The sequence below is a fragment of the Blastococcus sp. SYSU DS0510 genome (assembly GCF_054050835.1).
This window is the reverse complement of the sequence record NZ_JBJHAC010000013.1, coordinates 25210-39091: the sequence shown is the minus strand read 5'-3', so window position 1 is coordinate 39091 and position 13882 is coordinate 25210. Positions and strand designations below refer to the sequence as shown.

Genomic DNA, 13882 nt, shown 5'->3' with positions numbered 1-13882 from the left:
CGGCACAGTGAGCGCACCCACCCGCCGTCGGCCGCGGTTCCACCCGCTCACCGTGGCGCGGGTCGAGCGGCTGACCGACGACGCCGTGGCCGTCACCTTCGACGTCCCGCCCGAGCTGGCCACCGAGTACGCCTTCCGGCCCGGGCAGGCGCTGACGCTGCGCCGGGTCGACGGCGACCGGGACGAGCGGCGCTCGTACTCGATCTGCGCCCCGGTCGGTGCCGCGCCGCGGGTCGGGGTCCGCGAGGTCCCGGGTGGCTTCTTCTCCTCCTGGCTGGTGCACGAGGTCCGACCCGGTGACGAGATCGAGGTGCTGCCGCCCTCGGGCACCTTCACCGCGGACCTCTCGACCCCCGGCGACCACGTCTTCGTCGTCGCCGGCTCCGGCATCACGCCCGCGCTCTCGCTGGCCGGCACGGTGCTGCGCGACGGCGAGTCGACCGTGACCGTCTTCTACGGCAACCGGCGCACCAACACCGTCATGTTCGCCGACGAGCTCGCCGACCTGAAGGACCGCCACGGTCCCCGGCTGCAGCTGGTGCACGTGCTCTCCCGCGAGCCGCGCGACGCCGAGCTGACCAGCGGCCGGCTCGACAGGGAGCGGCTGCGCGCCCTCGTCGGCAACCTGGTCGACGCCCCGCACGTCGACCACTGGTGGCTCTGCGGCCCGCACGGCATGGTCACCGATGCCCGGGAGCTGCTCGCGGAGCTCGGCGTGCCGGCCGAGCGGGTGCACCAGGAGCTGTTCTACGTCGACGACGTCCCGCCGGAGCCGGTCCGGGGCGACGAGGAGACCGTCGAGGGGCCCAGCGCCCAGGTGACCGTCGTCCTCGACGGCCGCTCCACCACCCTCGCGCTCCCCCGGGACGTGCCCGTGCTCGACTCGGCGCAGAAGGTCCGCGGCGACCTGCCGTTCGCCTGCAAGGGCGGGGTCTGCGGCACCTGTCGGGCACGGGTGACCGCCGGCGAGGTGCGGATGCGCCGCAACTACGCCCTGGAGACGGGCGAGGTGGAGGCCGGCTACGTGCTCACCTGCCAGTCGGTGCCCGTCTCCGCCGAGGTGACGGTCGACTACGACGCCTGACCGGGGTGGCCCCTTCCCTGCTGTTGCTGTTCCGGCTCGTCGGCCTCCGGCTGAGTTGATGTTGGGGATAACGGGCGCTGCGGGCGCGGGTCCGGCCGTCGGCCCGGTGCACGGCCATGACGGCTCGATGACGATGCCGGCGCGGGCCGCATCCAGTTGGCCGGCCCCGGGCAGGTGCCGTACGGAGAGCGACTGACGACGTCCCACGTCCCGGCGACGAGAGGAGACCCCCCGGCTGCGCGCACCCCAACCCCGCCCCGTCGGGCCGCCCGCGCGGGTGAGCGCGGCGTGGCGACAGGTCGGCGTGTGTCGGCGGCCCGGGGCCACCCGCATGACGACAGATCACGACGAGGCGGTCGGTACCCGACGTCGAGGCGACCCGCGACAGCGGCTCCGGCGAGCCCTGCGGACGCTCGACGCGCATCCGCGGGCCGGCATGGCAATCCGAGCCGCTGCGGCCGCCTCCATCTCCTGGGGCCTGGTGCACATGCTCCCGGGGTTCGCCGCGGAGTACCCCTACTACGCGCCCCTCGGCGCGGTGATCGCGAGCTCCACGACGATCGCCGGATCGGCGCGCCAGTCGTGGCAGACGATCGCCGCCATCGGCCTCGGCGCCTTGGTGGCGCTGGGCATCAAGGCGCTGCTCGGGCAGAACCTGGTCACCATCGCCGCGGTCGTCGGTATCGGCGTGCTGCTCGGCGGCTGGGGACGCCTGGGCAGCGGAGCCGCGTGGCTGCCCACCTCAGCCCTGTTCGTGCTTATCGTCGGGAACGAGCACCCCCTCGACTACGTCGCCGGGTTCGCCGGGCTGACCCTGCTGGGGGCGCTCGTCGGGCTGGCCGTGGTCGCCGCCGTCCCTCCGCTGCCGGTGACGCCTGCGGACCAGGCCCTGGACCGGCTGCGGACCGCCCTGGCGGATCACCTGGAGGAGCTGGAGGAGCGGCTCCGGCAGGAGGGGACCCTGCCCCTCACCGACTGGCATGCCCGCGTGGACGCCCTCGACGACGTCGTCGCCGCGGCACGCCAGGCCGTGGACCGCGCGGAGGACGCCCGGCGCGGCAACCGGCTCGCCCGGACGTTCCAGTCCCGCCTGCGACACCAGCGCCGACGCGCGGAGGCGCTGCAGCGTCTCGCCTTCCTCGTCGCGAGCATCACGCAGCTCCTGAGCAGGACCGGGGAGCCCGGCCGCGACGAGGCGGAGCTCCCGCCCTCGCTGCGCATCCCCGTCGCCGACGCTCTGGGCAGCCTGGCCGGTGCACTTCGGGCCACGGGCGGCCGGACGCCTGACGAGGCAGCCGTCAGGCGGGCCTGCGACGCGCTCCGGTCGCTCGCGGCGGAGCACAGGCGCGCACGCGCCAGGACCGGGGACGACCTGCTCGTCACGAGCGGCCTCGTGGAGAACATCCGGCGATCGCTCCTCGCCCTGCACCCCCGGGACGACCGCGAGGTGGCCACGCGATGACGCCGGTGGAGAGGATCCGCCGGCGGGGACCGCGGCCGGCTCTCCTCCGCCCCGCCGCCGGACCGCACGTGCCCGGCAACGACTCGGGCAGGCCCGCAGCGATGTCCGGCAGGGCAGGGGGCCTGCGGTGAACCGCCGGACCGCCCTGACGGCCGCCGGAGCGGTCGCCGCACTGACGGCCGCTCGGCTAATCCGGGCGCATCGCCTCTCCGAGCGCATGACGGGCGAGGACCCGTCGGTCCCCACCGACGACGGCGTGCGCCTGCACGTGGAGACCGCCGGCCCGCCCGATGCACCGCTGACCGTGGTGTTCGCCCACGGCTTCGCCGCCGACGCCACGATGTTCGACCCCCAGTGGACGGCCCTGCGCGGTCGCGCGCGTCTCGTCCGCTACGACCAGCGCGGCCACGGCGCGAGCGGCTGGTCGGGCTTCCGGTCGGCCACGGTGGAACGTCTGGGCCGCGATCTCGGTCGGATCGTCGACCGGCTCGGCGGAACGGGGCGGGTCGTGGTGGTCGGCCACTCGATGGGTGGCATGGCCGTGCTCGCCCTCGCGGCCCTCCGGCCCGAGCTCTTCGGCGACCGCATCGCCGGGGTCGCCCTCCTCTCCACCCGGGCCGCCCCGCTGACCGCCGGCGAGCGCAGCGAGGGGGCGACCCTCCGGGTCAGGACCGCCGTCGCCACGGCCGGGGGGTGGTGTGCATGGCTGGCTGCCCCGCTGGTGCAGCGCCTGCACCCGTTCCGCACCCCCCTCGGCCGGCGGCTGCTGCGCCGGCGGCTCTTCGCCGGCGACCCGTCCGGCCAGGTGACGGACAGCTTCCAGGCCACGTGGGTGCGCACGCCGGAAGCCGTGATGTCGGCCTACCTCCGGAGCCTCGCCGGGTACGACGCCCGCGCGGCCCTGGCCCCGCTCCGCACGGTGCCCGTGCTGGTGCTGGCCGGCGACCAGGACGCGGTGATCCCCGCCCGGTCCGCGGGTTCGCTCACCGATCGCATCGACGGACCGGTGCGCCGGGTGCTGGTGCCCGGAGGCGGGCACATGGTCAACCTGACCCACCCCGACGCGGTCGACTCGGCGCTGCTCGATCTGATCGCCCGGGTGCAGGCAGGGCCTGGCGGGTGATGCGCTGCTCTGCGTCCTCGCCTCCGTCCGACCGGGAGCGCCGGGACCGGGAGCGGCCTCGGGCGCCGACGGACCTCAGCCGCGCCCGCTTCTCCGGCCGAGGCTCTCGGCCTGCCAGGCGTGGATGTCGGCCACCCACTCCCAGCCCGGGGCCGCGGACGGGCCGATCCGCGGGTCGTCGGGCTCGCGGCCGTCCCGCAGGGCGTGGAGGTAGGCGCGGTCCAGATCGATCCGGGCGCGCACCTGACCTGCCCCGCCGACGGACCCGTGACCCGGGACGACGACGTCGACGTCCCCCGCCACGCCCTCCAGCAGCCGAAGCCCGGTGAGGTACTCCTCGATCGGGTCGTTCGCACCGGTGAAGTCGTCGAGCATCGGGATGAAGACGTCGGACAGCATGTCGCCGGCCACGAGGACGCGGTCGCCCTCGACCAGCAGCGCCGCGTGGCCCGGGGAGTGCGCCGGGTGTTCGATGATCCGGACCCGGGGGCCGCCCCAGGGGATGTGGACCGTCGCGGCCGGCAGGCCGGTGATGCGGCCGTAGAGGTCCAGCGGCACCTCGTCGGCGATCTCCGGCGGCAGCCCCTCGGCGACGCGCGCCCGCCAGTCCGGGTCCGCCAGCAGGTCACGCATGGACCCCGCGCAGCGGGCCGTCCCGTACCGGGGGGCGTCACCGAGCGCGGGGTGCCAGAGCACGTGGTCCCAGTCGGGGTGCGTCGCGAAGCGCCGGCCACGACGCGCTGACCCAGGCCCGAGAGGTCGTCCGCCAGGCACGCCATCTCCTCACCGGTCAGTCCGGGGTCGACGAGCAGCACGCCGGCCGGTCCCCGCACGACGACGGCGTTGTTCTGGAGCAGCTCGCTCCGGTGGACCAGCACGCCGTCTGCGACCTGCATCAGCACGGGGAGCTCCTTCCCTTGCTCGTCCGTGCGACCGGATGGTGGACACGGACACCGGCGCACCACCCTCTCGCGTCCGACGACGGCAGGGAACCGCGAAGTCCACGGCGCCGGGCCGGCAGCCGATGGCGTCCGACAGAGAGGCCGCCGGCACAGCGCCTCGACCTGGCGCGCGTCGCCCGTCCCGCAGGGGAGGCCGTCACGGTCCTGACGCTTCGAGGGAACAGGTGAGAGGCCGTGGTGGTGGTGACCACATACCCCGAGAAGCCGTCAGGGGCCGCCCCGGATCCCTCCGGAACGGCCCCTGACCTGCACTGTCGGGCTGACAGGATTTGAACCTGCGACCCCTTGACCCCCAGTCAAGTGCGCTACCAAGCTGCGCTACAGCCCGCGGGCCGGCTTCGTCCCGGGGCTCCCCGGGCCGCGAACGACCGCGCGAGAAGGTTACCGCACCCCCCTCGCCGGTCACGACGGTGGTCAGCCGCGTTTGCCGTCCTTCTCGCGCCCCTCGCGGACCTTCACCGAGATCTCGATCGGCGTGCCCTGGAAGCCCCACTGCTCGCGCAACCTGCGCTGCAGGAACCTGCGGTAGCCGGCCTCGAGGAAGCCGGTGGAGAAGACGACGAAGCGCGGCGGCCGGACGTCGGCCTGCGTGACGTACTTGATCTTCGGCGCGCGCCCACCGCGGGCCGGCGGCGGCGTCTCCTGCACCAGCGCCCGCACGAACGTGTTCAGCTCCGCCGTCGGCACGCGGGTCTCCCACGAGGCGATCGCGGCGCGGAGGTGGTCGGCCAGCTTCCCGACGCCACGGCCCGTGGACGCCGAGATGTTGACCCGCGTCGCCCACTTCACGTGCGCGAGGTCGCGATCGATCTCCCGCTCCAGCTGGGCGTGCCGGTCCTCGTCGAGGGTGTCCCACTTGTTGAAGGCCAGGACCAGCGCGCGACCGGCCTCGACGACCTGGGTGATGACCCGCTGGTCCTGCTCGCTGATCACCTCGTCGGCGGCGAGCAGGACGACGCAGACCTCGGCGGCCTGGATGGCGGCCTCGGTGCGCAGGCTGGCGTAGTACTCCATGCCGCTGGCGGTGTTCACCTTGCGACGCAGACCGGCGGTGTCGACGAAGCGCCACTCCTCACCGCCCAGGGTGACCAGGGAGTCGACCGGGTCCACGGTCGTGCCGGCGACGGAGTCGACGACCGAGCGCTCCTCCTTGGCCAGCCGGTTGATCAGGCTGGACTTGCCGACGTTGGGGCGGCCGACCAGCGCCACGCGGCGGGGGCCGCCCTCCTCCTCCTGTTCCCGCGGCGCCTCGGGCAGCGAGTCGAGGATCAGGTCGAGCAGGTCGCCGCTGGCCCGGCCGTGCAGCGCGCTCACCGCGTGCGGCTCGCCCATGCCCAGGCTCCACAGCTCGGCGGCGTTGGCCTCGCTGCGCTCGTCGTCGACCTTGTTGGCGACCAGGATCACCGGCCGGTCGCTGCGGCGGAGCACCCGCGCGGCGGCCAGGTCGGTCTCGGTGGCGCCGACCTGGCTGTCGACGACGAGCACGATGACGTCGGCCGTCGTCATCGCGTACTCGGCCTGGCGGGTGATCGAGGCGCCCAGGCCGGCGGCCCGGGGGTCCCAGCCACCGGTGTCGACGACAGTGAAACGCTTGCCGTTCCACAGCGCCTCGTAGGCGATCCGGTCGCGGGTGACACCCGGGGTGTCCTGGACGACCGCCGCGCGGCGGCCGAGGATGCGGTTGACCAGCGTCGACTTGCCCACGTTGGGGCGGCCGACGATGGCGACGACGGGCAGCGGCCCGCTCTGCGGCTCGGTCACGACCGGTCTCCCGCCGGGACGGCGGACTCGGCCAGGGCCACGACGCGGTCGACCACCTGGGCCTGCGACAGCGTGCTGCTGTCGACGACGACGGCGTCGGCCGCCGGGCGGAGCGGGCTGTCGGCCCGGCTGCTGTCGTACTCGTCGCGGCGCCGCAGGTCGGCGGCGAGCGCGGCGATCTCCGCGGCGTCGGTGACGCCCAGCTGGGCGGCGCGGCGCTGAGCGCGCACCTCGGGGGCGGCGGTCAGGTAGACCTTCAGCGTCGCGTCGGGCAGCACCACGGTGCCGATGTCGCGGCCCTCGACCACCACGGCTTCGGCACCGGCCACCAGGGCGCGCTGCTGGTCGACCAGCTGCCGGCGGACCGCCGGGACGGCGGAGACCGCGGAGACCGCCCGGGTCACCTCGGGGCCGCGGATGCGGGCGGCGACGTCGGTGCCGTCGACCTCGACCCGCTCGGTGGCCGCCTCGGTGCCCACGACCAGCCGGGTCTCGGCGACGGTGCGGGCCACGGCTTCGGCGTCCTCGGGGTCCACGCCGGCGTCGAGGACGGCGACGGTGGCCGCCCGGTACATCGCCCCGGTGTCGAGGTAGGCCGCACCCAGGCGGGCGGCGACGCCGCGGGCGACGCTGGACTTGCCGGTCCCCGACGGGCCGTCGAGGGTCACCGACCCGCGGAAAGGGCTCTGGGGGGTGCTCATGTGCTCCTGCTCGTTCACTGGGCTGCTGTCACCGGGCGCTGCGGCTGTCCGGCTCTCACTGGGCTGCTCTCACTGGGCTGCTGTCACTGGGCCGCCGTCACCGGGCTGCCGTCACTGGGCGATGTCCCGCCGCAGCGCCACGGCGCCGCGCAGGTAGACGTGCTGGATCTCCGCGCGGGACAGCGGCGTCTCGACGTGGGCCATGAGGCGCAGCACGCGCGGCAGGGCGTGGGGCACGCCGATCTCGGTGGCGCACATCAGCGGCACCCCGCCCATCCCGAGCTCGCGGGCGGCCAGCGCCGGGAACTCCGAGACCAGGTCGGGCGTGGCGGTGAACAGGATGCTGATGACGTCGTCGTGCTCCAGCCGGTTGCGCTCGAGCACCTCGCTCACCAGCTCACGGGTGGCCTCGAGCACCTGCTGCCGGTCGTCGGCGTCGACCTGCGTCGCACCCCGGATGGCTCGGACGGCCATGCACACTCCTCGCTCGCGCTGCCCCGTTCGCCCGGGGACCCCACGAGTCTAGGGAGGGCACCGCCTCCCGCTCTCCCCCGCGCGCGCCGTGCCCGGCCCGACGGCCCGCGTCGGGGCCGCCGGGCGGGGGCTCAGCCCCGCAACCGGCCGCGCGCCGACCGGACCAGCGCCTCGGCCACCCGGTCCAGCGGTGCGGAGTCCAGCCGCCACTGCTGCCAGTGCAGCTCCACGTCGACGGCGCCCGCCGGGTCGAACGGACGGACGGCGGGGCCGCCCGGCGGGGGCGCCGCGGCCTCGAGCTGCAGCTCCGGCAGCATGCCCCAGCCGAAGCCCAGCGCCACCGCGGTGAGGAAGTCGGCCGATGACGGCACGTGGTGGACCGGCACGTCCGCCGTCGTCGCCAGGTGCCGGCGCAGGTAGGCGTGCTGCAGGTCGTCCCGACGGTCGAAGACGACGACCGGCGCCCGGGCCAGGGCCGCGGGCGCCGGCCCGTCGGGCAACCAGCGGTCGAGGAACCCGGGCGCCGCGCACGGGAGGTAGCGCATCGTGCCCAGTGGCGTCACCCGGCAGCCGGCCACCGGCTCGGCGTCGGAGGTGACCGCCCCCATGACCGTGCCCGCGCGCAGCAACGCGCTGGTGTGGGTCTGATCGGTGCTGTGCAGGTCCAGGCGCAGCTCGCCGGCCAGCGGGGCGAGCGCGGGCAGCACCCAGGTGGCCAGCGAGTCGGCGTTCACCGCGAGCGGGACCACCGGCAGCGCCGCGCCGGCCGGGTCGAGGGTGCGGCCGGTGTCGGCGACGAGCAGCCCGATCTGCCGGGCGAGCCGGAGCACCGGCTCCCCGGCGGCGGTGACCGTGGCCGGCCGGCCGCGCCGGACGAGGACCCGGCCGGTGGCCTCCTCGAGCGCGCGCAACCGCTGGGAGACCGCCGACGGCGTGACGTGCAGCCGTCGCGCCGCCGCCTCCAGGGTGCCCTCCTCGACCACCGCCAGCAGGGTGCGCAGCTGTGCCAGGTCCACGTCCATCGACAGCGATGCTAATGCGGCGTAAGAAAGATGAGCTTGACTGCACACCGCGGTCTGCCTAGCGTCGCCGGACGTGACGACAGGACTGCTGGCCGCGGCGGCCGGGCTGGGGCTCGGCCTCTCGCTGATCGTGGCCATCGGCGCGCAGAACGCCTTCGTGCTCCGGCAGGGGCTGCGCGTGGAGCACGTGCCGGTGGTCGTGGCGGTGTGCGCGGTCTCCGACGCGGTGCTCATCCTGGCCGGCGTCGCGGGCAACTCGTGGCTGAGCGGGCGCCTCCCCGACGCCATCACCGTCATCCGGCTCGCGGGCGCCGCGTTCCTGCTGGGCTACGCCGCCCTCGCCGCCCGCCGCGCGCTGCGGCCGTCCTCGATCGCCGTCGACACCGCGGGCCGGCGGACGGGGCTGGCCGCCACCGTCGCCACCTGCCTGGCGCTGACCTGGCTGAACCCGCACGTGTACCTGGACACCGTGCTGCTGCTCGGCTCGGTCGCCGACAGCCACGGCGACCGGCGGTGGTGGTTCGCCGGCGGCGCCGTCGTCGGGAGCTTCCTCTGGTTCAGCGCGCTCGGGTACGGCGCGCGGCTGCTGCGCCCGCTCTTCGCCCGGCCGACCGCCTGGCGGGTCCTGGACGCCGGGATCGCCGTCGTCATGGCCGCCCTCGGCCTCGGGCTGCTCTCCTCGGCGTTCTGAGGGGCCCCGGGGTCAGAGCCCGACGAGCTCCTCGAGCGCGCCGACCTCCTGGCGGGAGAGCTTGCGGATCGAGCCGCTGCGCATGCGCTGCAGCTGCACCGGACCGACGGCGGTGCGGGTCAGCCGCGAGACGGGCAGCCCGACGTGCGCGAGCAGCCGGCGGACGATGTGCTTGCGCCCCTCGTGGAGCACCACCTCGACGACCGACTGGCCGGCGTGGGTGTCGACGACCTTGAACGAGTCGACCTGGACCGGCCCGTCCTCCAGCTCCACCCCGGCCCGCAGCCGGCGGAACATGTCGCGCGGCACCGAGCCCGAGACCTGCGCCAGGTAGGTCTTGCGCACGCCGTAGGAGGGGTGCGCAAGGCGGTGGGCCAGCTCGCCGTCGTTGGTCACCAGCAGCAGGCCCTCGGTGTCCTGGTCCAGCCGGCCGACGTGCACCAGCCCCGGGGCCAGGTCGCCGACCATGTCGCCGATCGTCGGGCGGTTGCGGTCGTCGCTCATCGCGGTGATGACGCCGGTCGGCTTGTTGATCGCGTAGGTGACGCGGTCGTCCCGGATCTCCAGGCGGGCGCCGTCCACCGCGATCTTGTCGTGGAGGGGGTCGACCCGCATGCCCTGCACGCGCACCTGCGCGCCGTTCACGCTGATCCGCCCGGCGTCGATCATCTCCTCGACGACCCGGCGCGAGGCGACGCCGGCACGGGCCAGGACCTTCTGCAGCCGCTCCCCCTGCCGGTCGCCCTGGTCGTCCGGCTCCGGCCGGTCACCGGGGTGGGCGGGGGCCAGCTCCATGTCCTCGGACCAGCCCTCGCCGGCCGCGGTCGTGCTCTCATCGTTCGGGATCGCGGTGCTCATCGCGCCCAGTCTCCCACCCCGGGCCCCGGAACCCTCCCGCCTGAGGGTGGGAGCGCTGGAGAGGGTGGGCTCCGCCACGGCCCGGTGCCGCAGGATGCACCCATGGGGCGGACGCGGACCACCGGGCTCTGGCTGGCAGCGGTCGCCGCGGCCCTGTGGGGCCTGTTCCTCCTCGCCCTCGTCACCGGTGACCCGGCCGACGGCGCCAACATCGGCGCGGGGCTCGCGGCGTTGCTCGCCTTCGGGCTGTCGACGGCGTCGCTGATCCTGTTGCTGGTCTCCCTGGGCTCCCCCGCCCCGGCCGCCGGCCCGAGAGGCCGCGACGCCCGCGTCGGCGCGCCTCTCGCCGTGGTTTCGCTCGGGCTCCTGGCCGTGTTCTGGGTGACCAGCGGCAGCGTCTCGGACCGCGCGGCGGGCAGCGTGGTGCTCGCCGTGCTCGGCGCGGGGATCGTCACGTTCCTCGCTGCAGCGGCCTGCTTCCTCCCGCCGCGCCGCGGCTGACCCGCCGCGCCGTCCAGGGGCGTCGGTCAGGCGTCGGGGTGCTCCTCGAGGAAGGCCGCGGTCTCCGGCAGCAGGGGCGCGAGCTCGGGCAGCTCGCTGAGGTCGGAGAGCCCGAGCCGCTCCAGGAAGAGCGGGGTCGTCGCGTAGAGCCCGCCGCCGCTGTCGGGGTCGCTGCCCACCTCGTGCACCAGGCCGCGCCCGAGGAGGGTCCGCATGACGCCGTCGACACCGACCCCCCGGATCGCCGACACCCGGGCCCGGGTGACCGGCTGCCGGTAGGCGATGACCGCGAGGGTCTCCAGCGCCGCCTGCGTGAGCCGGCTGCGCTGCCCCTCGCCGAGGTACCGCTCGACGACGGCGGCGTGGTCCTCGCGGGTGTAGAGCCGCCACCCGTGCCCCACCCGGCGCAGCGTGATGCCGGCCGACCGCTCGTCGTACCCCGCGGCCAGCTCCGCCAGCCCCTGCCGCACCTGCTCGGGCGGGCAGCGCAGCGCGGCGGCGAGCGTCTCCTCGTCGACGGGGTCGTCGACGACGAACAGCAGCGCCTCCAGGCCGCCGCGCAGCTGCACCGGGTCCAGGAGCACCGCCGGCTCGGGTGCGGGCTCCGGCTCGGCCTCCGGCTCGGGGACGGCGGCGAGGACGTCCTCGGCGGGCACCGCCGGCACCGGCTGCTCCTCGACGGGCCGCTCCGAGACGCGCGCGGCGAGCTCCGCCGCGACGGCGTCCCAGGCACCGGGGTCGGCCTCCCCCCGCTCGGCCGCCTGCTCGCGGGTGGCGGCCAGCTCGGCGGCGAGCGCCTCCCACGAGATCGGGGCGGGGTCCTGGCGGGCACGGTCGTCGGTCACCGGTACTCCTCGTCGGCGTCGGGGGCCGGGGCGTCGGCCGGGTCGGGGACGGTCTCGCCGGTCCAGCGCACGTGCAGCTCGCCGAGCGGCGTCAGCTGCTCGAAGACCACCCGCTGCTGCCGGTAGAGCTCCAGCAGCGCGAGGAACCGGGCCACCACCTCCAGCGTGTGACCGCAGTCGGCGGTGAGCGCCCGGAAGCTCGCCGTGCCCGAGCGCACCAGCTGGTTGCGCACCAGCAGCAGCTGCTCGGAGACGCTGACCGGAGGCGCGTGCAGGTGGGCGACGCTGACCGTCTCCGGCGCCTTGGGCGCCAGCGCGCGGGCGGCGAGGGCGGCGAACTGCTCCGGCGTGATGTCCAGCAGCACCTCGGGGACGAGCTCGGCGAACCGCGGCTCCAGCGCAGCCTCCCGCGGGAACCGGCGGACGGCGTCCGCCTCGCGCTCGCGCAGGAACGCCGCGGCCTGCTTGTAGGCCTTGTACTGCAGCAGCCGCGCGAACAGCAGGTCACGCGCCTCGAGCAGCTCCAGGTCCTCCTCGTCGTCCACCTCGGCCGCGGGCAGCAGCCGGGCGGCCTTGAGGTCGAGCAGCGTGGAGGCGACGACGAGGAACTCGCTCGCCTGGTCCAGGTCGAGCTCGTCGCCGAGCGCGCGCAGGTGGGCGATGAACTCGTCGGTGACCCGCGAGAGCGCGATCTCGGTGACGTCGAGCTTGTGCTTGCCGATCAGCTGCAGCAGGAGGTCGAACGGGCCCTCGAAGTTGGTCAGCCGCACGGTGAAGCGAGTCGGAGCGGCCCCACCGGCCTGGTCGGCCGGCGGAACCGCTCCGGTGCCCCCGCTCACGAGCACCCACCGTAGGCGGCCCTCCTGCAGGGACCCGCCGCGAGCCTGCGAGTGGCGGGGAGCAGGAGGGTCCTTATGCCTTGAGCCGGCGCACGAGGACCGCGTCCTCGCCACGCTCGGCCAGGTCGGCCAGCAGCACCGAGACCGCCTCGCGGACGATCCGGCCGCGGTCGGCGGCCAGGCCGTGGTGGGCGCGCAGCGTGAGCCGCGCGGACTCGAGGGCGAGCAGCTCGTCCGCCGAGATGTAGACGGTGATCTTCTCGTCGTGCTTGGTCCGGTCCGTGCGGCGGACCGGCCGGCCGCGGGTGGCGACCCGGGGCTGCAGCACCGGGGCCGGCGCGGGCTCGGCCGGGGCCGCCCGGAACGAGGCCAGGTCGTCGTCCGCGGGCTGGGCGCCGCCCGGCACGAGGGTCAGCGACGCGGCCGCCTCGGCGGCGGACTCCCCGACCCGGCGGGCGGCGCTCCGCAGCGCCGGCGAGCTCGCCGGGGTGGGCAGGCTGGGCAGCTCGGTGACCTCGGTGACCGAGGCGGTGTCGGTGCGGCGGAAGAGCTCGGAGGCTCCGGGCAGGACGGGACGCCGCGTCACAGCGCGAGCACCTCCTTGGCGAGGTCGCGGTACGCCGCGGCGCCCGACGAGGTGGGCGCCCAGGTGGTGATCGGCTGGCCGGCGACCGTGGTCTCCGGGAACCGCACGGTGCGCTGGATGACGGTCTGGAACACGGTGTCGCCGAAGGCCTCGACGACCCGGCTGAACACCTCCCGGCAGTGCACGGTCCGGGAGTCGTACATGGTGGCGAGGATGCCGTTGATCTCCAGCGACGGGTTGAGCCGCTCCTTGACCTTGTCGATCGTGTCGACCAGCAGCGCCACCCCGCGCAGGGAGAAGAACTCGCACTCGAGCGGGATCACCACGCCCTGGGCGGCGGTGAGGGCGTTGACCGTCAGCAGCCCGAGCGAGGGCTGGCAGTCGATGAGGACGTAGTCGTACTCGTCGACGACGTCGGCCAGCACGCGCAGCAGGGTCTGCTCCCGGGCCACCTCGCTCACCAGCTGCACCTCGGCCGCGGAGAGGTCGATGTTGCTCGGGACCAGGTCCAGGCCCGGGATGTCGGTGGGCACCCGCACGTCGCGCAGGCTGGTCCGCCGCTCCATGAGGGCGTTGTAGATCGTCCGGTCCAGGTTCTGCGCCGGGACGCCCAGCCCCACCGACAGCGCGCCCTGCGGGTCGAGGTCGATGAGCAGCACCTTGCGGCCGAACTCCACCAGCGCGGCACCGAGGTTGATGGTGGACGTCGTCTTGCCGACGCCCCCCTTCTGGTTGCACATCGCGATGACGCGGGCGGGCCCGTGCTCGGTCAGGGGCTTGGGGTCCGGGAGGCGCCGCTGGCGCGCCCGGGCCGGGTCCTGTCGCAGCGCGGCCGCCCCCATCTCGGGGTCGGTGTCGTGCGGGCGCGCGACGGCAGAGGCCGCGTCCGCTCGGATCGCCATGGGTTGTCGCCTCCAGCTCGGTGCCCGTCCGGACGTTCCGGGTGCGGCCAGCCGTCCTGTCCGCTCGGGTG

General features: G+C 75.1%; 15 protein-coding genes and 1 tRNA gene. 5 read left to right on the top strand and 11 right to left on the bottom strand.

Annotation, left to right across the window (positions count from 1 at the left end; genetic code table 11):
• Positions 1–7 precede the first annotated feature (7 nt).
• The 3 genes from paaE to ACI79P_RS12140 all read left to right on the top strand — a co-directional run bounded on the left by paaE (position 8) and on the right by ACI79P_RS12140 (position 3669).
• A complete protein-coding gene (gene paaE, locus ACI79P_RS12150) occupies positions 8–1084 on the top strand; it encodes a 1,2-phenylacetyl-CoA epoxidase subunit PaaE (protein WP_456581309.1) in 1077 nt (358 codons plus the stop codon).
• 436 nt (positions 1085–1520) lie between these two features.
• Positions 1521–2546 (top strand): FUSC family protein, encoded by a 1026-nt coding sequence (locus ACI79P_RS12145; RefSeq protein ID WP_456581308.1) that lies wholly within the window; start codon positions 1521–1523, stop codon positions 2544–2546.
• Between the two features lie 217 nt (positions 2547–2763).
• Entirely contained in the window at positions 2764–3669 is a 906-nt protein-coding gene (locus tag ACI79P_RS12140; RefSeq protein ID WP_456581307.1) for an alpha/beta fold hydrolase, read from the top strand.
• Positions 3670–3744: 75 nt separating this feature from the next.
• Here ACI79P_RS12140 and ACI79P_RS12135 read toward each other — a convergent pair whose 3' ends face one another.
• The 6 genes from ACI79P_RS12135 to ACI79P_RS12110 all read right to left on the bottom strand — a co-directional run bounded on the left by ACI79P_RS12135 (position 3745) and on the right by ACI79P_RS12110 (position 8589).
• On the bottom strand, positions 3745–4443 hold the full coding sequence (locus ACI79P_RS12135) for an MBL fold metallo-hydrolase (protein ID WP_456581306.1): 699 nt from the start codon (positions 4441–4443) through the stop codon (positions 3745–3747).
• 442 nt (positions 4444–4885) lie between these two features.
• Positions 4886–4959, bottom strand: a tRNA-Pro gene (locus ACI79P_RS12130).
• Positions 4960–5045: 86 nt separating this feature from the next.
• Positions 5046–6392 carry a ribosome biogenesis GTPase Der gene (gene der / locus ACI79P_RS12125; protein WP_456581305.1) on the bottom strand — a complete coding sequence of 449 codons (1347 nt, stop codon included), beginning with the start codon at positions 6390–6392 and terminating at the stop codon, positions 5046–5048.
• Positions 6389–7093 (bottom strand): (d)CMP kinase, encoded by a 705-nt coding sequence (gene cmk / locus ACI79P_RS12120; protein ID WP_456581304.1) that lies wholly within the window; start codon positions 7091–7093, stop codon positions 6389–6391. Before cmk ends, der begins: the two co-directional genes overlap by 4 nt.
• 111 nt (positions 7094–7204) lie before the next feature.
• Positions 7205–7567, bottom strand: a complete 363-nt coding sequence (aroH, locus tag ACI79P_RS12115) for a chorismate mutase (RefSeq protein ID WP_456581303.1) — start codon at positions 7565–7567, stop codon at positions 7205–7207.
• 131 nt (positions 7568–7698) lie between these two features.
• Positions 7699–8589, bottom strand: coding sequence for a LysR family transcriptional regulator ArgP (locus ACI79P_RS12110; protein ID WP_456581302.1), 891 nt, complete (start codon positions 8587–8589; stop codon positions 7699–7701).
• 73 nt (positions 8590–8662) lie between these two features.
• On the opposite strand from ACI79P_RS12110, the gene ACI79P_RS12105 reads away from it, so the two are divergent.
• A complete protein-coding gene (locus tag ACI79P_RS12105; RefSeq protein ID WP_456581301.1) occupies positions 8663–9280 on the top strand; it encodes a LysE/ArgO family amino acid transporter in 618 nt (205 codons plus the stop codon).
• Between the two features lie 12 nt (positions 9281–9292).
• Here the strand turns inward: ACI79P_RS12105 and ACI79P_RS12100 are convergent, their stop codons facing one another.
• A complete protein-coding gene (locus ACI79P_RS12100; protein WP_456581300.1) occupies positions 9293–10138 on the bottom strand; it encodes a pseudouridine synthase in 846 nt (281 codons plus the stop codon).
• 102 nt (positions 10139–10240) lie between these two features.
• Between ACI79P_RS12100 and ACI79P_RS12095 the strand changes: the two genes are divergently transcribed.
• Complete coding sequence (locus ACI79P_RS12095) at positions 10241–10639, top strand: hypothetical protein (protein ID WP_456581299.1); 399 nt, start codon at positions 10241–10243, stop codon at positions 10637–10639.
• A gap of 26 nt (positions 10640–10665) precedes the next feature.
• On the opposite strand, the gene scpB is transcribed toward ACI79P_RS12095, so the two are convergent.
• The 4 genes from scpB to ACI79P_RS12075 form a co-directional block, all read right to left on the bottom strand.
• The gene (scpB, locus tag ACI79P_RS12090; protein ID WP_456581298.1) at positions 10666–11484 is read right to left on the bottom strand and encodes an SMC-Scp complex subunit ScpB; all 819 of its coding nucleotides are present in this window, start codon (positions 11482–11484) and stop codon (positions 10666–10668) included.
• Positions 11481–12323 (bottom strand): segregation and condensation protein A, encoded by an 843-nt coding sequence (locus ACI79P_RS12085; RefSeq protein ID WP_456581297.1) that lies wholly within the window; start codon positions 12321–12323, stop codon positions 11481–11483. The genes scpB and ACI79P_RS12085 overlap by 4 nt, the downstream gene beginning before the upstream one ends.
• A 73-nt stretch (positions 12324–12396) precedes the next feature.
• On the bottom strand, positions 12397–12909 hold the full coding sequence (locus ACI79P_RS12080) for a hypothetical protein (RefSeq protein ID WP_456581296.1): 513 nt from the start codon (positions 12907–12909) through the stop codon (positions 12397–12399).
• On the bottom strand, positions 12906–13811 hold the full coding sequence (locus ACI79P_RS12075) for a ParA family protein (protein ID WP_456581295.1): 906 nt from the start codon (positions 13809–13811) through the stop codon (positions 12906–12908). The genes ACI79P_RS12080 and ACI79P_RS12075 overlap by 4 nt, the downstream gene beginning before the upstream one ends.
• Between the last annotated feature and the right edge of the window lie 71 nt (positions 13812–13882).

Excerpts from the sequence above, each read along its gene's own strand:
- ACI79P_RS12100 (WP_456581300.1), bottom strand. The coding sequence starts at position 10,138 with ATGAGCACCGCGATCCCGAACGATGAGAGCACGACCGCGGCCGGCGAG.
- ACI79P_RS12095 (WP_456581299.1), top strand. The coding sequence starts at position 10,241 with ATGGGGCGGACGCGGACCACCGGGCTCTGGCTGGCAGCGGTCGCCGCG.
- ACI79P_RS12145 (WP_456581308.1), top strand. The coding sequence starts at position 1,521 with ATGGCAATCCGAGCCGCTGCGGCCGCCTCCATCTCCTGGGGCCTGGTG.
- ACI79P_RS12110 (WP_456581302.1), bottom strand. The coding sequence starts at position 8,589 with ATGGACGTGGACCTGGCACAGCTGCGCACCCTGCTGGCGGTGGTCGAG.
- ACI79P_RS12140 (WP_456581307.1), top strand. The coding sequence starts at position 2,764 with ATGACGGGCGAGGACCCGTCGGTCCCCACCGACGACGGCGTGCGCCTG.
- ACI79P_RS12075 (WP_456581295.1), bottom strand. The coding sequence starts at position 13,811 with ATGGCGATCCGAGCGGACGCGGCCTCTGCCGTCGCGCGCCCGCACGAC.
- cmk (WP_456581304.1), bottom strand. The coding sequence starts at position 7,093 with ATGAGCACCCCCCAGAGCCCTTTCCGCGGGTCGGTGACCCTCGACGGC.
- aroH (WP_456581303.1), bottom strand. The coding sequence starts at position 7,567 with ATGGCCGTCCGAGCCATCCGGGGTGCGACGCAGGTCGACGCCGACGAC.